The organism is Serratia sp. L9 (assembly GCF_050632285.1).
Classification (GTDB): domain Bacteria; phylum Pseudomonadota; class Gammaproteobacteria; order Enterobacterales; family Enterobacteriaceae; genus Chania.
Genome location: NZ_CP192591.1, coordinates 4,434,449 through 4,454,269, shown reverse-complemented (window position 1 = coordinate 4,454,269; position 19,821 = coordinate 4,434,449). Strand labels below are relative to the sequence as shown.

Sequence of the window (19,821 nt, the reverse complement as noted above, 5' to 3'; positions counted from 1 at the left end):
AATGGTTAAGCTAGCTTTTTGCGGCGTACAAACTGATAACCGATCCCCAGAATGATAAACCACAGCGGTGTTACCACTAGCGCCTGGCGGGTATCGTCACGCAGGGACAGTAACACCAGCACGAATACGAAGAACGCCATGCATACCCAGCACATCAGTTTACCGGCAGGCATTTTGTAGATCGATTTCTGATGCAGTGCCGGGCGCTGCTTGCGGTAGACCAGATAGGAACACAGGATGATGGTCCAGACGAACATAAACAGAATGGCCGACACGGTGGTAACCAGCGTGAAAACGGTCATAACGTTCGGGATCAGGTAGATAAGCACTACGCCGCCCAGCAGGCAGATGCAGGAGAAGGTCAGGCCGTTCGCCGGTACTGCGCGTTTGGAAAGATTGGCGAAAGATTTAGGTGCGTCACCTTCCTGAGCAAGCCCAAACAGCATGCGACTGGTAGAGAAAACCCCGCTGTTGGCGGAAGAAGCCGCGGAGGTCAGCACGACGAAGTTGATCACGCTGGCGGCGGCAGGCAGGCCGATTAACACGAACAGTTCAACGAACGGGCTTTTATCAGCAACCACGGAACTCCATGGCGTCACGGACATGATCACGATCAGCGCAAACACATAAAACATGATGATGCGAATCGGGATTGAGTTGATAGCGCGTGGTAACACTTTCTCTGGATCTTTGGTTTCTGCGGCGGTGGTCCCGACCAACTCGATCCCTACAAAGGCGAAGACCGCAATCTGGAAACCGGCAAAGAACCCGCTGATACCTTTCGGGAACATGCCGCCGTCATTCCAGAGATGGGAGAAAGAGGCTACGCTTCCGGTTGGCGATTCGAAGTGCATCGCGATCATTACCAGCCCGGCAATGATCAACGCGATGATGGCGACAATCTTGATCATTGCGAACCAGAATTCCATCTCGCCAAACATTTTCACCGTTGCCAGATTCAGGCTGAGCAATAGCAGAACGCAAAGCAAAGAGGCAATCCACTGCGACAGGTCGGGGAACCAGAACTGCGCATAAGCGGTGATGGCGACCACGTCGGCAATGCCCGTGACCACCCAGCAGAACCAGTATGTCCAACCGGTAAAGAAACCTGCCCAGGGGCCGAGCAGATCGGCGGCAAAGTCGCTGAAGGATTTGTATTGCAGATTAGAGAGCAACAGTTCGCCCATCGCGCGCATAACAAAGAACAGCATGAAGCCGATAATCATGTATACGAAGATGATAGAAGGCCCGGCCAGGCTTATGGTCTTTCCGGAACCCATAAACAAACCTGTACCAATGGCGCCACCGATGGCAATTAGTTGAATATGCCGGTTTGTAAGGTTTCGCCTTAGATGATCTTCGGAATCAGAGGGGGCTTCCGCTGCTATTTTAGAATGATCTACCATCTGATATTGTCCTGTATTTACCTGTCATGAGTGAGTTAACGAGCTCTGAAGTGGCTCTTTCTTATGTTCATCCGGCGATCCCGGCTTTAGTAAGGTAACGTAATACCGCCACCTTAGCGCAACATTTTTACAACATTTAAAGGTGGGATAAAAGCCGATTATTCTTTACTCAGGGGAGGCGAATCGGACATCTGGAGAGCGAAAGATTACTCTTTGCAGCGATAAATTAACAGGCCTGACAGCTCTTATCTTATTGATTAAACAGGATGTTGTAAAATTCGCATGAGAAAAACTAATGACTGGAGTCGATTCAAGTCATCACTTCAACGGCAGTACAGAACAAGGCGTGAGGTGCAGGGGAGCAATTGAGTTTCAATCAGTTTATGGCCCCAACTGGCGCGCCCTGGCGCACGATTGGCTGTTGTTCAGCTCGGATTTCTTCGGTTTTGAGGCTTCAGTCACAAAAGTAAAAATCATTGGTTCAGTGAAGGTTGCCGATATGTTGTCGCAGACCTAGGGGAAGCCTTAGGATCACAAAAGCAGGATAAATTGATTCTCGCACCCGCTTGCCAGCGGTAAGCTAAGATCATCACGGTATACCCGTCGTCTTTCAAGCTGCTGGTCACAAGCCGCCGCTTGAAATCCATAGGGTAAAAACAGAGAAGGGATTGAAAATGTACAAGACCATTTTAGTACCGGTAGATATCGCAGAAGACGTATTAACTGAACATGCGCTTAAACATGTCGAGTACCTGGCGAAAATGTCCGGGGCCAAGGTGCATTTCTTCCACGCTTTGCCAGATGCCTCGGCATTTGTCACCGCTTATTCTTTTGGTATCAAAGAATTTGAAAACCAGGCCGAGGTGAAAGCGATTGAAGGCCTGAAGAAAATTATGGCGGAGATCGATCTGCCGCTGGAACGTTTGTCTTACACGATCAGCTTCGGTTCTCCTCGTGATGAAGTATTGCAGCTGGCAGAAGAGATTGAAGCCGATCTGATAGTGATTGGTTCCCGCCGCCCCAGCGTGAAAACCTACCTTCTCGGTTCGAACGCTGCCGCCATTGTTCGCCATGCCAAAATGTCGGTAATGGTGATCAGGTAAACCTGAAAGACAGGCCCGCCATGCGCTTTGCGGGCCTAATGGTTGCTGATCCAAAATGATGGGTACCCCAGTTGATAAACGCTTTGATAACGTTGGGCTTGTGCTTGCTGGTTTTGCCATTGTTGTTATGGCTGATTGGCAGGGCATTGGCAAAAGCCAAATACAAGAAACCGCCAAAAGATTTACGCCGCCCAAGAACAGGCATGCCAAACGGCGATGATGAATAGCTTGGTGACTTTACCTCGGATAATTCCAATATAATGCAGGTCAATCAATAAATTCACACCCTAATTATTTTATAATGCAATTATATTAATTGCATTAATACAGAATGCAATTATTTAAAAAGGTTATTTGCTACGACGCCAAGCGCGGGAAGCCTAGAGACCGAATAGCAGGCAGAAGGCCTGCAGCTTGGGTGTGCAGGGCTAAGCTACCCGTCAGATTAGCCCAGTGTTTCGGCAAGATATTTATAATGCTTGGATGATAATAATGGTGGTAATAAAAATCTCACATTATATTTAATGTTGAAATAAGACTACTCCTATTGCCATTCATGATAATAATATTATCGACGCTAATGATTTGTTGATATCCTGAATTGGTAATACGAAAATTATCGTAGAGTAACTATCCCAAATGACTCTGATGGTTTCACTTTGTTAATGTCATAATGGCGTAGGCTTGGGCAAATAAAGGTTTTTGCTTATCTTTTCTACTATTTATGCTTTTCGTCGGGGTTCCAGCGACAACGGACAATCAGTAACCAGGTCCCAGAATCAGGTAGGGGTACTCCCAGAGGGTTGATCACTATCCCACTATATTTTATTTTAACTCATTCTATTACATATGAAATTTATGTGAGAGGCAGAGCGGGAGAGTAGAGCAGAGTCGATCAGGCCCGCATAAAGGCAGCCTGATAACCTACAGATTATTGGCGGTAGGCGTGCTTGATCTGCTGGATGCTGTTTTTGAAGATTTCGGCCTGAGCCGGGTCATCAATCTGTGCTGCGAAGCGCTCCAGGTTGATAATCACCTTACCGGCATCCGCTTGGCCAATCGCCTTGAGGATCAGTGTCAACGTGGCTTTTAGGCAGGCGACTTCGGTTGCCAGGGCTTCCGGGGATGCAGATGTAGTAAAGTCAATATTGCTCATTTTATCTCCTGATTTTAATGCATGAGCCTGAGGCTAAATGCAGTTTGATGCACATTTACCGGTTTCCGATTCACTATGGCAAGCCGCAGTGCATTGCTGTGGGCGCGGACTATAGCATAGCATGAGTGACTCCCCTGGATGAAAGCGCCGTTTTATTGCATTTTCACATGTTGATAAGCGGCTAATCTATTGATTTTCATTGGGCTAACTTACGCTGATACTCATTTGGAGTTAGTATTTACTTCTACCTTTCTCAACGCCGTAAGGTTATAAGTACTAATGGTTTATTGTGGCTGAATGAATAAATATCTGGGTTGCAACTGGCTGGGAGCAGTTAGCTATTATAATTGAGAATGCTTCCTTCTTGAGGCCTGCATCGGAGGGGTATTCTGAATAAGGGTTTTGCAGCAGAGGTTTCTGCGTGTTTAAAAATGACCTTGAATTGTTATTTTTTTGTAATTCATATGCTTATGGCTGATAGTTGTGACTAACTTTATTTAGTGCATATTGCGATAACTTACACTAATTTTACCGCCAAAAGAGATAAAATGGCGTATCATAGTAAGAATTGTTTCAGATGCACCTAATTGGCGTGAGGGATTTTTATCCGAAATTCAGCTGGATTAATCACGCCATAGTAGACTAGGGGCTCGAAAAATTGGGCTTGTTTCGCAGAGTAAACCATGAGTAAGTATTAATCTGTATTCATTCTTTGCTGAAAACCAAGTAATATCTGTTTAGATGACAGAGGCTGATTGATTGCGTTACTCCCTTATTTTGGAGAATTTTCCTTGATTAGCGTTCTTCTTGTTGATGACCACGAACTGGTGCGCGCAGGGATACGACGCATTCTTGAAGATATCAAAGGCATAAAAGTTGTTGGTGAAGCACAATGCGGCGAAGATGCTGTCAAATGGTGCCGCAGCAACTCCGCTGATATCGTTTTAATGGATATGAATATGCCGGGCATTGGGGGGCTGGAAGCTACCCGCAAAATTGTTCGTTATGCGCCCGATATCAAGGTCATCATGTTGACCATTCATACTGAGAATCCGTTACCTGCAAAGGTGATGCAGGCTGGTGCTGCTGGTTATCTGAGCAAAGGGGCCGCGCCACAGGAAGTGGTTAACGCTATCCGTTCGGTACATGCTGGCCAGCGTTATATCGCCTCCGATATTGCGCAGCAAATGGCATTAAGCCAGTTGGAACCCCAGGCAGAAAATCCGTTCAGCACATTATCTGAGCGCGAACTGCAGATTATGTTGATGATCACCAAAGGGAAAAAAGTGAATGAGATCTCAGAGCAACTAAATCTCAGCCCTAAAACGGTGAACAGTTATCGTTACCGCATGTTCAGTAAGCTGAATATTAGCGGGGATGTTGAGTTGACGCATTTGGCGATAAGACATGGATTGTTCAATGCGGAGACGTTGTTAAGCAGTGATTGACCGTTTCGATGCTCAGGCATTTCTTAAAACTGTAACCAGTCAACCCGGTGTCTATCGGATGTATGACCTGACTGGCACGGTGATCTATGTCGGTAAAGCCAAGGACCTGAAAAAACGTCTCACGAGTTATTTCCGTACTCAGGTTAACAGTCGCAAAACAGAGAATCTAGTCAAAAATATTGCGCAAATTGACGTTACTGTTACGCATACGGAAACCGAAGCGCTTTTGCTGGAACATAATTATATTAAATTATACCAGCCGCGATACAATGTTCTCCTTCGTGATGATAAATCTTATCCACTGATATTTCTTAGTGCCGATACTCATCCCCGGTTGTCAGTGCACCGTGGTGCTAAACATGCCAAAGGCGAATACTTTGGCCCGTTCCCCAATTCTTATGCGGTTCGTGAAACGCTGGCGCTTTTGCAAAAGCTGTTTCCTATTCGCCAATGCGAAAACAGCGTTTACCGTAACCGTTCCCGCCCTTGTTTGCAGTTTCAGATCGGCCGCTGTTTGGGGCCGTGTGTAGCCGGGTTGGTTAGCGAAGAAGAATATAGGCAGCAGGTCGATTATGTGCGCCTGTTCTTGTCTGGCAAGGATCAGCAGGTTTTACATCAGTTGATAGAACGCATGGAGAACGCCAGTAAGCAGCTCAATTTTGAAGAGGCGGCACGCATTCGTGATCAGATCCAGGCGGTGCGCCGAGTCACTGAAAAACAGTTTGTTTCAGGTAACAGTGACGATCTGGATGTTATTGGTGTAGCTTTTGATGCGGGTATGGCCTGCGTACACGTTCTGTTTATTCGCCAGGGTAAAGTGCTCGGTAGTCGTAGCTATTTCCCTAAAGTGCCGGGTGGTACTGAGCTTAGTGAGGTTGTGCAAACCTTTGTCGGGCAATTTTATCTGCAAGGAAGCCAGGCGCGAACTTTACCGGCCGAGATTTTGCTGGACTTTACCTTACCTGAAAAAGATCTGCTGGCGGAATCGTTAAGTGAATTGGCGGGCCGCAAGATCCAGATCCAGAGCAAACCGCGAGGCGACCGCGCACGTTATCTGAAATTGGCACGCACCAATGCCACGACGGCTTTAGTCACCAAGCTTTCTCAGCAATCCACGATCCATCAGCGGTTGGCGGAATTGGCGAAAACGTTGAACCTTGCCGAAATTAACCGTATGGAATGTTTCGACATCAGCCATACCATGGGGGAACAAACCGTAGCCTCCTGTGTGGTATTTGATAACAATGGCCCGCTGCGTTCAGAATATCGGCGCTACAATATTACAGGTATAACGCCCGGTGATGATTATGCCGCGATGGCACAAGTACTGAAACGCCGCTATGGTAAAGCATTAGAAGAGAAAAAATCCCTGACGTGATCTTTATCGATGGGGGCAAGGGGCAACTGGGAATGGCGATCGAAGTGTTCAATTCGCTGAATGTGACCTGGGATAAACATAAGCCATTGCTGATAGGTATTGCCAAAGGCAGCGATCGTAAAGCAGGGCTGGAGACGTTGTTCTTTGTGCCGGAAGGCGAGGGGATTTCATTGCCACCAGATTCACCGGCCCTGCATGTTATCCAGCATATTCGTGACGATTCACACAATCATGCGATCACCGGCCATCGCCAGAAGCGGGCAAAAGTAAAAAATACCAGCGCCCTGGAACTGATAGAAGGTATAGGACCAAAAAGGCGTCAGGTGCTGTTGAAGTTTATGGGTGGACTTCAACCATTATTGAATGCCACCGTTGAGGAAATTGCAAAAGTGCCGGGTATTTCACAAGCATTGGCAGAAAAGATCTACAATGCATTGAAACACTGAGGCCAATGTAGCAACATACTCTTAATTTCCACTCCAGCCAGATAGTTACATAGCATTATGCAATTGAATATACCGACGTGGCTTACCCTGTTTCGTGTAGTTCTGATCCCATTCTTCGTGCTGGCGTTTTATCTGCCATTCGTTTGGGCTCCGATGCTGTGCGCTGTCATTTTTGTGTTTGCTGCTGTAACCGATTGGTTCGACGGCTTTTTAGCCCGTCGCTGGAAGCAGACAACCCGTTTTGGCGCTTTCCTTGACCCTGTCGCTGACAAAGTTATGGTAGCGGTGGCGCTGGTACTGGTAGCAGAACATTATCACACTTGGTGGATCACCTTGCCTGCGGCTACCATGATTGCCCGTGAGATTATTATCTCCTCATTGCGTGAGTGGATGGCAGAGATAGGCAAACGCAGCAGCGTGGCGGTTTCGTGGATTGGTAAAGTGAAGACGACGGCACAGATGATGTCCCTGGTTGGCCTGTTATGGCGGCCGGAGCGCACTGTTGAATACGCGGCATTCGTGCTGTTGTACATTGCCGCAGTGCTGACTTTCTGGTCGATGTTCCAATATTTGAACGCCGCTCGCAGAGATTTGCTGGAACCTTGATCGAAGCGATGCAAAAATCGGCAAACGAGCGTGATGAGCCAACAATTTTATTGACTCATCACGCCAGGTAAGTAGAATGCATCGCATCAGACGGCAGCGGTGAATTGCCGAAAGGTTGAAAAAATCAGTAAGTTCTGATTAATGCGGGAATAGCTCAGTTGGTAGAGCACGACCTTGCCAAGGTCGGGGTCGCGAGTTCGAGTCTCGTTTCCCGCTCCAAATTTAGTAAAGCTGGTTGATTACCAGCTTTAGCCTGTAAAGGCAAACAGAATTAAGGCGCGTTAACAAAGCGGTTATGTAGCGGATTGCAAATCCGTCTAGTCCGGTTCGACTCCGGAACGCGCCTCCAACTTTCCCGAGCCCGGGTGGTGAAATCGGTAGACACAAGGGATTTAAAATCCCTCGGCTTATGGCTGTGCGGGTTCAAGTCCCGCCCCGGGTACCACATTGATTTATAAAGATTTTCAGACCGCCTTAACGGCGGTTTTTTTGTGTCCTAAATCACCTTTCGACATATTTTCGCCATATCATTTCGCCATATTCTGGCCATCGACAACTGGCACAACTGCAATTTTCCGATCATACCTCGCCGTTTGCGTCACGTTCTTGTGTCCTGATATTGCTTGTTTGTCGTACAAGTTTCCGTCCAGGTCAGAAATACCTTTTGCTTTCAGATCATGGAACGTGAAATTAAAACTCAGGTCAGGGTGTTTCTCTGATGCTGCCTTTTTCGCCTTCATCCAATGAGCGTTAAAACTGTCCCGGGTATACTTGGATCGAAGAAGGTCCATCGGTATTGGGGGCTGCGTTCCGCCAATACAATCTCATGTCAGGACTGCTTAACCCAGCGCCGGATTTCGAAGAACAGGAAGGATATAATCCATTCACCGACCCAGACGAGATCCGCGGGTATGAACCTTGGGCTACCGCCTTCTCTGATTCTCGTTCTCCACAACAGACTGCATCGATAAGGCAACGAATTGATGATGAAAATCAGGATAGGCAATTCCTTGCGGAGTCCGGTGCGTCCGGTGTTCTGGCCAGCATTGCCGCTGGAGTTGTGGATCCGGTTACTATTGCCAGCTTGTTCGTACCTGGTGACCAGGGTGGCTTTGTTGCTCGCGTTGTTTCAAATGCTGCCATTGCAGCCGGTGGCACAGCGATAAGTGAGCTGGCTCTGCATCAACAGCAATACACCCGAACAGCGGAGGAAAGCCTGTTTCACACGGCAGCCGGCGCGGTATTGGGCGGCATGCTTGGTGCTGGTTCTCACCTGCTCAGCCCTGAGGTTCGAAACGCTGCGCAAACAGAGATTGCCGATTCGCTCAGGAACATTAACACCGGCGGTAGTGTGGGGGCGATGAACGTTCCGGCCACAACGCTTGCCCAAGAAACCATGCGGGGGCCAAAAGTCGTCAACAAGGTAATGAACATGACGCCGCTTGGCCGCACAATGGAGTCCCCCTCTGTAACCGTGCGTCGGACTGTCCAGCAACTGGCAGAGAACAACCTCACGACAGCCAAGAACCTCGAAGGGATCGCCACGCGATCCGCCGCAGAAACACAGGTTCGCATGTGGGCGCGGGAAGAGGCCGCATCTGCTATAACGGCCAATGATGGGTTTGCTAAATTCAGGGCACAAGGTGGTACGGGTAGTAAGCTTGATTTCGCCGAGGAGGTTGGCCGAGCCATGCGGCGAAATGATACCAGTCCGAATGCTGCCGTGCAGGAAACGGCAAAGGCGTTACGGCCAATCCTCGATAACATCCGCAACGAAATGCAGTCTCTTGGCATGCTGGCTGATGATCTTCAAGTAATCGGGGCGCAAAGTTACTTCCCTCGCATGTATCGACAGGGTGAAATTCTAGCCAGACGCGACGAGTTCAGGAAAATATTAACTGACTGGTGGTCGCGTGGCGGCAATCAGGTTCCTATTGAAGATCTTGAAATAGCAGCCGATGAGGTGATCAACAAAATCACCGGCGCAATGCGGCCGCAGGATTACGCCAACGCCTTCTCAGTAAAACTACCAGGGGCAACAAAGTCCCGATCGCTTAATGTGCCTGACGATCTGCTGGAGCCATTCCTGGAATCGGATGTGTGCTTTGTGATGCAACGGCACATTCGTGATGCTGCGCCAAATATCGAATTAACGCGAAAATTTGGTGATTCATCCATGGAGCGAGTGCTTAAGGATATTCGTGACGAGTACACTGATATGATACGCGCCAACCCGGCAGATCAGGCGATGCTGCACAAGCGAATGAAACGCGATGAGGCGGATATTTTGGCAATGCGTGACCGCCTGCTTGGCACTTACAAAATGCCTGACGATCCGTCTGGGACATTTGTGCGGGCTGGTAACGTACTCAGGAATATGAACTACCTGGCAAAGCTCAGCGGCATGACCGTTTCTGCCGTACCTGACCTGGCCCGCGCCGTGATGGTAAACGGCTTCAGCAAAACTTTTAGAGCCTACGGCAAATGGCTATCAGGTTCTCCTGCATGGAAAGCCAGTAGGGAAGAAATGCAGAAGATGGGCACAGCGCTTGATATTGTGCTTTCTGATCGTAGTCGGGCGATTGCCGACATAGCGAATGACTTTTCGCAACGCTCAATGTTGGAATCCGGGCTTGACTACGCCACTGGAAAGTTTGGGAACCTTACGCTGATGAACCAGTGGAACTCCTTCCACAAGGCATTGAATGGGATGAATACGGCAGATATCATTCTGGGATCCACTAAAACCAGTCCGCGCCTGGCGAAGCTCGGGATCGATGACAATATGGTAGCGCGCATCCAGCAGCAGTTTAACAAGCATGGTAAGACTGAAGACGGCCTGCGCATAGGCAACAGCAGCGCCTGGGATGATCCCGCAGTACGTGCTGCATTTGAGTCTGCTGTGGTGAAGGATGTGAACAACACGATAGTAACGCCGGGCATTGGTGATACGCCGTTGTGGGCTAGTTCTCAGATGGGAAAATTGGTTTTTCAATTTAAGAGCTTCATTTTCGGGTCATACAATCGTGCCACCGTTGGCGGGATCCAGGCAGGGGAGGCTCAATTTTATTACGGACTGGGGCTTCAGCTTATGTTGGGGGCCATGACATATGCGTTCAAGAACACACTTGCAGGTCGAGAAGTTGATTACGCTCCGGAGAAATTAGTGCTTGAAGGTATCGATCGCTCTGGAGTCGTAGGGCCGCTAATGGAGTTTAATAACACCCTGGAAAAAGTTAGCGCCGGAACCCTTGGCCTTGGCCCTGCACTCGGCACGGGAACCCAGTCGCGCTACGCCAGTCGCAATGCACTCGGCTCGGTTCTCGGCCCGTCATTTGACTCAATGGGGAAACTGTCAGATATTGCTACAGGGATACTTAGCGGTGACTTTGACGATACAGCGGTACGATCTACTCGTCAGTTGATTCCAGGGCAAAATCTGCCTTGGATAGCGCCGATATTAAATAAGGTTGAGGAAAGCATCAAGTAATAAGGGGGATATGTGAGCACTGATCAATTACTTGATCTAGAGCGAGAGCATGATAACGCGCAGACCAATTCAAGGATTGGGATGGGTATAGCTGGCGCAGGAATATTACTTTTTCTTGCAAAGGTCATATGGGGTACAGATATTAGCAGCACCATGGCAGGAATCATTGTTGGTGGAGGGGTTGTCTTCTGGGCGATGTGCCATGATAAAGCCACAAAGACCATGCGAAGAATGGACGAAGTTTGTTACTTAAAATATGGGAAGTCGCACGAACAATCCTACACGGATATCCGAGAGGATAGATACAACAAAAATATAAATGATGGTGAGATGAAGTAATGAGAAATGCAATTATATATGCAGCAATAGTTTCATCATGTTTTTTTATGCCGACATATTCTAAGGCTGCGGTATTTGGTGGCTCAAATCTTGGGTTCTCTGGGTATCCTGAATTTTCTGAATATCCCCCGTCGCCGCCATTCGGTGATGACAAATTTGCATGGGAAAGCTATAAGCGTGAGGTTGAGGATTATGTCAACAAAGCAAAACAGTACGTTGATGATGCTAATTCGGATATCGAAAGGGTGAATGAAGCAAAGGCCGAAGCTATACGCAAGGCTAATGAAGCTGTGGAGGAATACAACAGAAAGGCAAGAGGTTACTAACCTACCCAGATAAACCCCAAGCCCCGCAAGGGGCTTCTCACAGCAAGGAGGTGATCACCATGGCAAAGAAACAGTACGGCATTATGCCGCCATTCCCCAGGCTGGTTGCCATGATGCGCAGTTCTGACAATCGGCACTTTGTCTACGGGATAGACTGGCTGACTAAGGCGATCACCATTTATCGCAACGGTACTTACGAAATAGTGCCAATTGAAAGGGTGAGATTTGTAGAGCCAACAGAAGAAGAGATGGAACTGTTGAACAGATCGTGACGCGCATTGCTGCACCAGTAGTTTAGAAAAGCAGATGAGAAAGCGATAAAAAACCCCGCCTTGATGGCGGGATTCTGCTTAGGCTTCAATCAAACGCTTGAACAACAACTGCTGAATGTCCTGCCGTTGTGACAAAATAACATGTGCAGTTACCGTGTCGATGGAAACCGAGTAGATCACACGATATCCATTGCTGGTGTTACACTCACGATAACGGTTCACACCGATTTTGACCAGTTCTGGCGATACCGGACAGCCTAAAGGGAACACGGTAACCTTCCCTTCAAACTCGTTGAGCAATTCGTTAATGACCGGCGTCGGTTCCTGCTGACGCCATTTGAGGTTATTAACAATCTCCTGCAAACTAAATTTTGCAGTCTCAGTATACTCAACTTTTATTTTCGTCATTTAGCGCTTCTCCGTGATATGGCGTTATAGATTTATACCGCCCAATAGTTCATCACGCGAAAGCACATTAGCAGTCTCTTTGTCTTTTTCAGAAATAGTGAGAAGTTTAAGCAGTGCAATAGCATTATCACGCTGTTGCTTCTCTTCAAAAGATTCAATGACATAAGCTGGTGTGCCGTTTTGCGTAACAACTATGGGCTCTGATAAATCCAGAGCCGCCGCATGTTTTTTAATGAATGATATAGTTTCGACTCTCATAGCTAACTCCTCTTTCGCGGCCATCCGGCATTAAAAACTCCTTAAGGTTAAGTAACGGTCTAATGATGGACTAAATTTAGACTGATTGCAATAGTCAGGAAACCGACCACACACTCGCAGCACCATAGCCTCATGTTAACCATGGGGCTTATTTATGCACAACGATTACAGAACTCGCCTTACCGTACTGAGCGACAAGTTAACCGATGTCGTTCTTGATGAGGCCGATCCGGATAACTGGCCAGGCGCAGGCAAGGAACCCACAAAGCACACCAAGCAGGAACGCGGTGATCGATACTGGTACAAAAAATGCGGCCGCATCACTTACGCTATTGGTGAAGGTACATTCTCTTATCGGCATACATACGCGCGGCGGGGTACCGAAAGGCGGTGGCGATCCGGACGATGAAGCGTTCAAGTTAGGCCAGCAGGTAGCAAGCGCTGAAAAAGCCGCAATGGCTGTATTGGAGCGTCTACAGAATAAGAATAAATGATCTCGTTCGTAGCGTTCTTCATCATGTGGGCCGAGCGGATGAAGTGGGATGTGCCGGACTGCCACTATCGCGCCTGTCACTGGTTGGAGCATCGCGGTGCTTCGGTGTTTCCGTGGGTTTGGTAAATCCACCATTCTGGCCGTGTATAACGCATGGCGGTATTACCGGGATCGACAGTACCGTATTCTGCACCAATCAGAGGCAGACGGCACAGCGTACAAGACCAGCCGCGACACACAGAACGTTCTCCGAAATCACCCCTTAACGCGTGGCATGCTGCCTGATGGTCAGGGAACCGTAGAACAGTGGTGGGTAAACGGCGCACTCGATATGCGTAACGGCAGCATGTATGCCAAGGGCATTTTATCGAACGTCACCTCGGCCCGCGCCGACGAATGCCAAAACGATGATGTGGAAGTACCGCGCAACATCCAAACCCCTGAGGCCCGCGAAAAACTCCGGTACCGCCTGGGGGAGCAAGCGCACATCCTGGTACTTGGTGGCCGTAAACTCTACATCGGTACCCCGCACACGCACGACAGCCTATACGACGAAGTGTATGGCGGCGGCATTTTCAAGTGGTCTACAGATACAACGACAATAGATGATGGGGGTTCATTTTTCCGTACTGGTACAACTGGTGGTTGGCGTCGGTTTGGGAAAACAGATTTAAGTATTTTCGACTTTGGTGGCGTAAAAGATGGTGATTCGACTACGGCGATCCAGAACTATATTAACTGGTCTGTCGCTCAAAAAGGTTCACAAAACATCGGCAACAAGCATGCACGCTTAGTGTCTGGGGTTGTCGTTGATTTAAGTGGCAGTTGGGGGATAACACGTAAAATATCAGTCCCGGCATGTAACCGCATTCGCTTTAGCAATGGCATTATTTTCGCAATGCCTACTTTCAATGTTGCTACAAAGAGCATGTTTTCATTTGCCGAACAAAATGATTTTCTCTCATATGAGGGGATTGTATGGGATGGCGCCCATCTTTCAGCAAATCATTATGCTCCGGTGTGTCTAGAGGTTAATAAATATAATCGGTTTACTATAACAGGAGGAGCATTATTCACTGGCTTTTCTGTAAGTGGTCTGGTTCTCGGTGATGCTCAAAATGGAATGTTGCATGAGGAGCATGAATGCATCACTGAATCTATGTTTTTTGCTGAGTATGATTACGATGATACACGACGAGGCAGTGAAACAGGGATAGCAATTGAAGTTTATACTAATGACAATCAACTTGGTGTTTTTACTGTTTCATCTGCAAAACAGGCCATTCTATGTCCTGTGCCAGGTAATGTTTTCCATAATTTCCATGTGTGGGGTGTGACAGATAAAGATTGGGCTTTAGAAATTGTGGGCGGATCTACTACTGGAACGAAGTTAACAAACTTTAAATTGGGTGCATCAAGGATAGTTATTTTATCCCCGGCGGGAATAAATATTAGTGATTGGAATGGGGGAGCATGTAACTACTGATTTCACTAACCGCTTTGAATATATATGGCTAAAGCCAGGGGCAACTAACCAAAATATCCGCGCTGTAAGTGTAGTCAACGGTAAAGTACAGGTTGCGCAACCGTCAGGCGGTGCGGTGGCAACATATGAAGCATGGACAGTAACTGCTAAGTCCGTTTCTGCTGGAGGATTTGAACGCGTTAAAACAATCAATTGCGGCAGCGGGTACACAACAGCTTCTGTTGTAGTCAATGATCCTGTCGGTCTTGGTACTGGTGCTGTTTTTGAAGTGAGGATAATTAACGGATTTATTTCCCGTGTTCGTGTCATTGAGGGTGGTTCTGGCTACAGCTCATCTGCGACGTTAACAATCGCCGGGGATGGCGTAGGGGCAACATTAGCATGTACAGTTACACAAATAACAAAATCATTTGGTGACACAATTGATAATGTATACGTTGCAGGGAATGGGATAGTTGGTGGAGGCGTTGAAACACTTAATATATCACCCGCAACGCAAAAAGGGTTCTCTTCTGGATTTTTAAGCTCCGTAAGCAATTTCCCTATTAGCTTTGATAAAAAGATGCTGATACCAAACCGGGCGCGCGTTATGTCATCACAATTCCTTGCGGACTCGGCAGCAAGTACGAAGTCTCCCTACATCACACCTGTAATAGATTTTACGAATAAGGTTGTAAATGTCGGCACATATACAAACCAGAGTAATACAACAGCATCAACAACATCGGGTGTAATGATTGTCACGTTAGATTGTTCATCATCATTAACAGGTTAATAACCCGCTGGGGGTGGGTATGAAAATGGAAAAGCTTACAACAGGTATATCTTATGGTGCCTCGGGTGGCACTGCAGCGTTCTGGTTAGCCCTTGCTCAATTCCTTGATAAATTTTCGCCAGAGCAATGGGCGGCAATTGGTGTTATTGGCGGTTTATTCTTTGCATTTCTCACCTGGCTAATGAACTTATATTTCAAGGTACGCGAAGATCGGAGAAAAGAAAGGGAATGGAAGGAGGGTATCAGTGAGCAAACTGAGTAAGGCAGTAATGGCGCTGGTGATATCCGGTGCCAGTGCGGCGGTTATCTTACCCCAGTTCCTCAATGAGAAAGAGGGCAACCCGACGACAGCTTATAAAGACGCTGGAGGTATCTGGACGATTTGCCGTGGCTTAACGAGCATAGACGGGAAGTCAGTGCGCCCAGGGATGCAGCTGTCAGAGTCGCAGTGCGAATCCCTGAATAAACGAGAAGAAACCAAGGCGTTGAACTGGGTACAGCAAAACGTAGTAGTGCCGCTTAGTGAGCCGCAGAAAGTAGCTGTAGCGTCATTCTGCTATTGGAATATTGGCCCTGGTAAGTGCCAGGCGTCAACGTTCTGGCGCAAGCTGAATGGCGGTGATCGTAAGGGGGCGTGTGCTGAGTTTAATCGTTGGGTTTTCGATGGCGGCAAAGATTGCCGACAGACGAAAGGGCATGCTAATGGTTGCTATGGACAGGTCGAGCGCAGGGCGCAGGAGGAAGAATTATGCCTGTTAAACTGACACCGACGGCCATTGTTGGCGCCGTGGTGGTGATCCTGCTGGCGCTGGCGTCCATGGTTGGCGCCGGCGCATGGCTGGCCGGTCGTCACTATCAGCCCACGATCGATAACCTCAACCGGGATTTGACAGCCTGCCAGGGCAGTAACCGACAGCAGGCCGCATCTATCGCAAGCCAGAACGCCGGGATCACTGCGTTGCAAACACTGGATGCATTACGCAAGGCAATGGCAGCGGAAGCACAACAAAAAGCGCAGGTATCCGCCCAAGCCGATTACGGTAAAGCTAATGACGTGCTGGCAGAGCGCAGCGACGGTGATGCATGTTTCGCAGCCTCATCTGCTTTCGATGATGAGTTACGCAAGGAGCGCACTAAATGAAAAAGCTGATCGTGATTGCTGCTTTGGCCATAGCCGGTTGCGGTAATGTCCCGGTACCTCCGCCCGCGTATGTTGAAGTTAAAGTGCCAGTGCCGGTGCCATGTAAAACCGCTGATGTTGCCGTGCCTGCGTTCGCTGTTGATAGGCTGAAAATTGGTGCCTCTATCGATGTTCAAATGCGTGCTCTACGTGCGGAACGTCATCAGCGGATCGGGTATGAGCGGGAACTGTTAGCGGCAAAGAATGCGTGTGATTAATGCAGGAAAGGTTTCGGAAGATGGGCTGTTTCGGCATGGTAACTCAATGATTTATCAGTGTACGTTTAATAGTCCATGTTCTGAAATTTTCTATAACTCATTGTTTTAAAGTATGTTAACCATGAATTTAAAATCCCTCGGCTTATGGCTGTGCGGGTTCAAGTCCCGCCCCGGGTACCACATTGATTTATAAAGATTTTCAGACCGCCTTAACGGCGGTTTTTTTGTGTCTGAAATGTGGTAAGTAACACCACGGGAATTGGGAAGAAGCCGGTAAACCATCAATCCGTGCTGCAATAAGAATTTTCACTCCTACCTCTGGGTGCAAGAGCAAGCCTGGAGATATTCAGCGCTGAAATCAGGGCAGCATCAACCTGCGGCCCTTTTAAAATCAACCACTTTATTGCTATGAGATTCTTGGCCGCCAGTCTGGACCAAGCAATGATGGCAATTCCTGCAGCAGCAGTTTGACCCTCTCTTTGCTGGCTTGAGGCAAGGCCAGAACCTCTTGTTTAGCCGCCTGATGGGATATCAGCCCTAATGGGGCGGCCACGAACATCCAGTTAGCCACATGGAAGATCCCGCCCCAGCCGTTGATGGCATAGTTTTCGATATCCAGCATGCGCGGAGTTCGTTCCTGCCAGCAGGCTTTAATGTTGCGATAGTCATCCGGCATCACCGAAGCGGCAACATCGCACCAGAATGGGTTATCACGACGCGGGCAGTCGTAGTGCATACGCAGAAAATCGCGGATCCCTTCCCAGGCGCGTAGATTGGCCTGATTAAACTCTTTGATACTTTTTTCAGATACGATGCCTTGGCCCGCTCTGAGCACACGTTCAAAGTTACGCAACTGTTCCAACATTTGGCCAATGGACGTTGCTTCCAATGGTTCAACAAAACCGGAGGAAAGCCCTAATGCCATGATGTTTCCATGCCACACTTTACTGAAGCAGCCGGGGTCAAATTTCAACGTTTTATGTGGCTCAATCTTATAGCCTAATTTTCGTTCGATCTCCGCCAGCGCTTGTTCATCACTGATGTGTTTACTGCTGTAGACATAGCCCGCGCCAACGCGGTTTACCAGCGGTATTTGCCACATCCAGCCAGCATCCATCGCCAGTGCCCGTGTAACCAGAACCGGGTTTTTAAAAGGATGAGGCATATAGAAGGGGATTGCGCGATCCATCAACAGGGAGTCTTTGAACGAAACCCACTCGGCATTGAGCGTATTACCAACAATCTTGCGGGCAAAACCACTGGCATCGATTACGAAATCAACGGCCAGGCTGTCTTCCCCCATAATCAATGCCGTGGCATTCCCCGTCTCATCGAGTTCCACCCGGTCGACAATCGCGTCTTGATGCACAACCCCTCGTTCAAGAGCAATGCTCTTCAGGAAGTTGGCGGTCTTGTAACTGTCGAAATGGTAGGAAGTTTGAATATCCGTACATCCTTCAGCCAACATTTGTTTGGCATCCTGCTGGGGCAGATTAAGGGCTACGGATTTAAAACCACGAATATAGGAAGGCAGTGGTAACTGCTGGCCGATTAAGGCAGAAAAACCGGGGAGGAAACCATATTCGGCCCATTCGGCCTTGCCGCCACCGGCAAACAGATGGAAGTAACGGTCGTCATCCTGGCCTGTTCGCCAACCTTCATAGCTAAAACCCCATTTATAAGTCGCATCGGTTTCTGCCATAAAGCGTTCGACAGGAATTTGGTATCGCTCGAAGGCATGAGCCAGATTCAGCAATCCCCCTTCGCCAACACCGACGATGCCGATCTGTGAGGATTCTATTACCCGTACTTCTATATTGGGGCTGAATAGTCGACGCATGGCGATAGCGGCGAACCATCCGGCAGTTCCGCCCCCCAAAACGACAAATCTTTTTGCATTCCTGAAATTTAGCATGGGACTCCTGTCAGTAACTCAATAATCAATCGGAAAAATTGCTTAATTAGATGTCGCCGGGAGCAGAGGAGTACACCTGATTTTTTCCTATTAAGTTAAGGTAATCTCTCAGAGTGGGTTCAGTAACGTTATAACTGACGCCCTTTCGCTGAATGGGAGGAGCCGAAGAGGTGAGATTGGATTAAGCGAGACATTTGCCAGGTTGCAGATTATCCGGGGGATGGACGGTTTTCACGTTATTTAAGGCGGATGATGTTGTTAGGTGATGTGCGGTATCGGGCCAAGCATATTTAACGCTATGCAGTTGGAGTTTCTGATGAAAAATCCACCGTTTTCCGCCGCGATACGCCGCTGTCATCGCCAGTGCTTTCTCGTTGTGCTTGGCATTTTTAATAATTGAATGGATTCAGCCCAATTTCGTTTCCTGTTGCAGATGATATGCTGCAGATCCCGGCTATTCAATTAGGAGACGACAATGACGATGGAATTTGAAATTGAGATTATTAATCCGGCAAAATTTCCTGAGCTTGCGGCCCAGCAGATTGTTATTGAGCTGATTCGGGCTGGTAAGATTGATAACTCTTTTAATGGGATTAAGGCGTTAAACACCTATCAAAATTTAGTGGAGAAATATAAAGAACTGGTTGCAGAGCCTGGCGCGGTTCAAGCCAAGGGTAAATCCACCGATCCTTCTCCCTCACCTTTGCAGGTTGCCGCAACACCGAATAAGCCAGAGGTACCAGAAAACATAGGTTCCACCAAGCCCACGGCAGCGGCAAAGACCAAAGTAAAAGCATCGGCGTCTGCGCCTGTGGCTAAAGATAAAGTTGTTACCGCAGAGGTGGTTGCCAAGCCGAAGAAGGCCAAACCGAACCCTGCGGTACCTAAGAAGAAGTAATTCTGAGATGTGCGGAACATTCTGGTTTCCGCGCTGCTTTTCGATTGGCCCATAAATATTCTGTGGGCCAATTTTTATTCTGCAGGTTAACTTTTGGTCATGATCTCGTTGGTGATCACATCGATATACTCCCCCAACTCTTGGTTATTACAGCCATATAAATCAAAGATAGGGTAAGCAGGTCTGGTTAGCGCAGCCATCCAACTTTATGGTTGGCAAC

Annotated in this window: 21 protein-coding genes, 3 tRNA genes and 3 pseudogenes; 21 read left to right on the top strand and 6 right to left on the bottom strand. The window is 48.2% G+C overall.

Features of this window, described 5'->3' with window-relative positions; genetic code table 11:
- Positions 1 to 5: 5 nt before the first annotated feature.
- Positions 6 to 1,406, bottom strand: coding sequence for a D-serine/D-alanine/glycine transporter (gene cycA / locus ACQ86O_RS21260; protein ID WP_431222745.1), 1,401 nt, complete (start codon positions 1,404 to 1,406; stop codon positions 6 to 8).
- Between the two features lie 295 nt (positions 1,407 to 1,701).
- Between cycA and ACQ86O_RS21255 the strand changes: the two genes are divergently transcribed.
- The 3 genes from ACQ86O_RS21255 (at position 1,702) to ACQ86O_RS21245 (ending at position 2,729) form a co-directional block, all read left to right on the top strand.
- Positions 1,702 to 1,923, top strand: a complete 222-nt coding sequence (locus ACQ86O_RS21255) for a hypothetical protein (RefSeq protein ID WP_431222744.1) — start codon at positions 1,702 to 1,704, stop codon at positions 1,921 to 1,923.
- 157 nt (positions 1,924 to 2,080) lie between these two features.
- A complete protein-coding gene (locus ACQ86O_RS21250; RefSeq protein WP_431222743.1) occupies positions 2,081 to 2,509 on the top strand; it encodes a universal stress protein in 429 nt (142 codons plus the stop codon).
- A gap of 55 nt (positions 2,510 to 2,564) precedes the next feature.
- On the top strand, positions 2,565 to 2,729 hold the full coding sequence (locus ACQ86O_RS21245) for a hypothetical protein (protein WP_431222742.1): 165 nt from the start codon (positions 2,565 to 2,567) through the stop codon (positions 2,727 to 2,729).
- 711 nt (positions 2,730 to 3,440) lie between these two features.
- On the opposite strand, the gene ACQ86O_RS21240 is transcribed toward ACQ86O_RS21245, so the two are convergent.
- Positions 3,441 to 3,665 (bottom strand): DUF2594 family protein, encoded by a 225-nt coding sequence (locus ACQ86O_RS21240; RefSeq protein WP_431222741.1) that lies wholly within the window; start codon positions 3,663 to 3,665, stop codon positions 3,441 to 3,443.
- 791 nt (positions 3,666 to 4,456) lie between these two features.
- Between ACQ86O_RS21240 and uvrY the strand changes: the two genes are divergently transcribed.
- The 6 genes and pseudogenes from uvrY to ACQ86O_RS21210 all read left to right on the top strand — a co-directional run bounded on the left by uvrY (position 4,457) and on the right by ACQ86O_RS21210 (position 7,988).
- The gene (uvrY, locus tag ACQ86O_RS21235) at positions 4,457 to 5,113 is read left to right on the top strand and encodes a UvrY/SirA/GacA family response regulator transcription factor (protein WP_337263816.1); all 657 of its coding nucleotides are present in this window, start codon (positions 4,457 to 4,459) and stop codon (positions 5,111 to 5,113) included.
- A pseudogene (gene uvrC / locus ACQ86O_RS21230) lies at positions 5,106 to 6,937 on the top strand (excinuclease ABC subunit UvrC). Before uvrY ends, uvrC begins: the two are co-directional and overlap by 8 nt.
- Before the next feature lie 57 nt (positions 6,938 to 6,994).
- A complete protein-coding gene (gene pgsA / locus ACQ86O_RS21225; protein WP_431222740.1) occupies positions 6,995 to 7,543 on the top strand; it encodes a CDP-diacylglycerol--glycerol-3-phosphate 3-phosphatidyltransferase in 549 nt (182 codons plus the stop codon).
- Between the two features lie 143 nt (positions 7,544 to 7,686).
- Positions 7,687 to 7,762 (top strand) — tRNA-Gly (locus tag ACQ86O_RS21220).
- A 56-nt stretch (positions 7,763 to 7,818) separates the two neighbouring features.
- Positions 7,819 to 7,892 (top strand) — tRNA-Cys (locus tag ACQ86O_RS21215).
- Positions 7,893 to 7,902: 10 nt separating this feature from the next.
- Positions 7,903 to 7,988: transfer RNA gene (locus tag ACQ86O_RS21210), tRNA-Leu, on the top strand.
- 82 nt (positions 7,989 to 8,070) lie between these two features.
- On the opposite strand, the pseudogene ACQ86O_RS21205 reads toward ACQ86O_RS21210, so the two are convergent.
- A pseudogene (locus ACQ86O_RS21205) lies at positions 8,071 to 8,316 on the bottom strand (integrase); the annotation flags it as partial.
- Positions 8,317 to 8,339: 23 nt separating this feature from the next.
- On the opposite strand from ACQ86O_RS21205, the gene ACQ86O_RS21200 reads away from it, so the two are divergent.
- Genes ACQ86O_RS21200 through ACQ86O_RS21185 form a run of 4 tightly spaced genes read left to right on the top strand, consistent with a single transcriptional unit; the run spans position 8,340 to position 11,970 of the window.
- On the top strand, positions 8,340 to 11,033 hold the full coding sequence (locus tag ACQ86O_RS21200; RefSeq protein WP_431222739.1) for a hypothetical protein: 2,694 nt from the start codon (positions 8,340 to 8,342) through the stop codon (positions 11,031 to 11,033).
- Between the two features lie 12 nt (positions 11,034 to 11,045).
- On the top strand, positions 11,046 to 11,372 hold the full coding sequence (locus ACQ86O_RS21195) for a hypothetical protein (protein ID WP_431222738.1): 327 nt from the start codon (positions 11,046 to 11,048) through the stop codon (positions 11,370 to 11,372).
- Positions 11,372 to 11,698 (top strand): hypothetical protein, encoded by a 327-nt coding sequence (locus tag ACQ86O_RS21190; RefSeq protein WP_431222737.1) that lies wholly within the window; start codon positions 11,372 to 11,374, stop codon positions 11,696 to 11,698. The genes ACQ86O_RS21195 and ACQ86O_RS21190 overlap by 1 nt, the downstream gene beginning before the upstream one ends.
- Before the next feature lie 59 nt (positions 11,699 to 11,757).
- The gene (locus ACQ86O_RS21185) at positions 11,758 to 11,970 is read left to right on the top strand and encodes a hypothetical protein (RefSeq protein WP_431222736.1); all 213 of its coding nucleotides are present in this window, start codon (positions 11,758 to 11,760) and stop codon (positions 11,968 to 11,970) included.
- A gap of 78 nt (positions 11,971 to 12,048) precedes the next feature.
- Here the strand turns inward: ACQ86O_RS21185 and ACQ86O_RS21180 are convergent, their stop codons facing one another.
- Both ACQ86O_RS21180 and ACQ86O_RS21175 read right to left on the bottom strand, forming a co-directional pair.
- The gene (locus ACQ86O_RS21180; protein ID WP_431222735.1) at positions 12,049 to 12,378 is read right to left on the bottom strand and encodes a type II toxin-antitoxin system RelE/ParE family toxin; all 330 of its coding nucleotides are present in this window, start codon (positions 12,376 to 12,378) and stop codon (positions 12,049 to 12,051) included.
- 24 nt (positions 12,379 to 12,402) lie between these two features.
- The gene (locus tag ACQ86O_RS21175) at positions 12,403 to 12,636 is read right to left on the bottom strand and encodes a type II toxin-antitoxin system Phd/YefM family antitoxin (protein WP_431222734.1); all 234 of its coding nucleotides are present in this window, start codon (positions 12,634 to 12,636) and stop codon (positions 12,403 to 12,405) included.
- Between the two features lie 287 nt (positions 12,637 to 12,923).
- Between ACQ86O_RS21175 and ACQ86O_RS21170 the strand changes: the two genes are divergently transcribed.
- From ACQ86O_RS21170 to ACQ86O_RS21140, 7 genes and pseudogenes are all read left to right on the top strand, one after another.
- The gene (locus ACQ86O_RS21170) at positions 12,924 to 13,130 is read left to right on the top strand and encodes a hypothetical protein (RefSeq protein WP_431222733.1); all 207 of its coding nucleotides are present in this window, start codon (positions 12,924 to 12,926) and stop codon (positions 13,128 to 13,130) included.
- Positions 13,127 to 13,688, top strand: a pseudogene (terL, locus tag ACQ86O_RS21165) (phage terminase large subunit); the annotation flags it as partial. The gene ACQ86O_RS21170 and the pseudogene terL, both read left to right, overlap by 4 nt.
- 904 nt (positions 13,689 to 14,592) lie before the next feature.
- Positions 14,593 to 15,390: a hypothetical protein gene (locus ACQ86O_RS21160; RefSeq protein ID WP_431222732.1), complete on the top strand. Its 798-nt coding sequence runs from the start codon at positions 14,593 to 14,595 to the stop codon at positions 15,388 to 15,390.
- A 19-nt stretch (positions 15,391 to 15,409) separates the two neighbouring features.
- Complete coding sequence (locus tag ACQ86O_RS21155; protein WP_431222731.1) at positions 15,410 to 15,652, top strand: class II holin family protein; 243 nt, start codon at positions 15,410 to 15,412, stop codon at positions 15,650 to 15,652.
- A gap of 7 nt (positions 15,653 to 15,659) precedes the next feature.
- Complete coding sequence (locus tag ACQ86O_RS21150) at positions 15,660 to 16,154, top strand: lysozyme (RefSeq protein WP_431225792.1); 495 nt, start codon at positions 15,660 to 15,662, stop codon at positions 16,152 to 16,154.
- Positions 16,139 to 16,531 (top strand): hypothetical protein, encoded by a 393-nt coding sequence (locus ACQ86O_RS21145; protein WP_431222730.1) that lies wholly within the window; start codon positions 16,139 to 16,141, stop codon positions 16,529 to 16,531. The genes ACQ86O_RS21150 and ACQ86O_RS21145 overlap by 16 nt, the downstream gene beginning before the upstream one ends.
- The gene (locus tag ACQ86O_RS21140) at positions 16,528 to 16,788 is read left to right on the top strand and encodes a hypothetical protein (RefSeq protein WP_431222729.1); all 261 of its coding nucleotides are present in this window, start codon (positions 16,528 to 16,530) and stop codon (positions 16,786 to 16,788) included. Before ACQ86O_RS21145 ends, ACQ86O_RS21140 begins: the two co-directional genes overlap by 4 nt.
- A 406-nt stretch (positions 16,789 to 17,194) precedes the next feature.
- Here the strand turns inward: ACQ86O_RS21140 and ACQ86O_RS21135 are convergent, their stop codons facing one another.
- Positions 17,195 to 18,667 (bottom strand): tryptophan 7-halogenase, encoded by a 1,473-nt coding sequence (locus tag ACQ86O_RS21135; RefSeq protein WP_431222728.1) that lies wholly within the window; start codon positions 18,665 to 18,667, stop codon positions 17,195 to 17,197.
- 511 nt (positions 18,668 to 19,178) lie between these two features.
- Between ACQ86O_RS21135 and ACQ86O_RS21130 the strand changes: the two genes are divergently transcribed.
- The gene (locus ACQ86O_RS21130) at positions 19,179 to 19,601 is read left to right on the top strand and encodes a hypothetical protein (RefSeq protein ID WP_431222727.1); all 423 of its coding nucleotides are present in this window, start codon (positions 19,179 to 19,181) and stop codon (positions 19,599 to 19,601) included.
- Positions 19,602 to 19,821 lie beyond the last annotated feature (220 nt).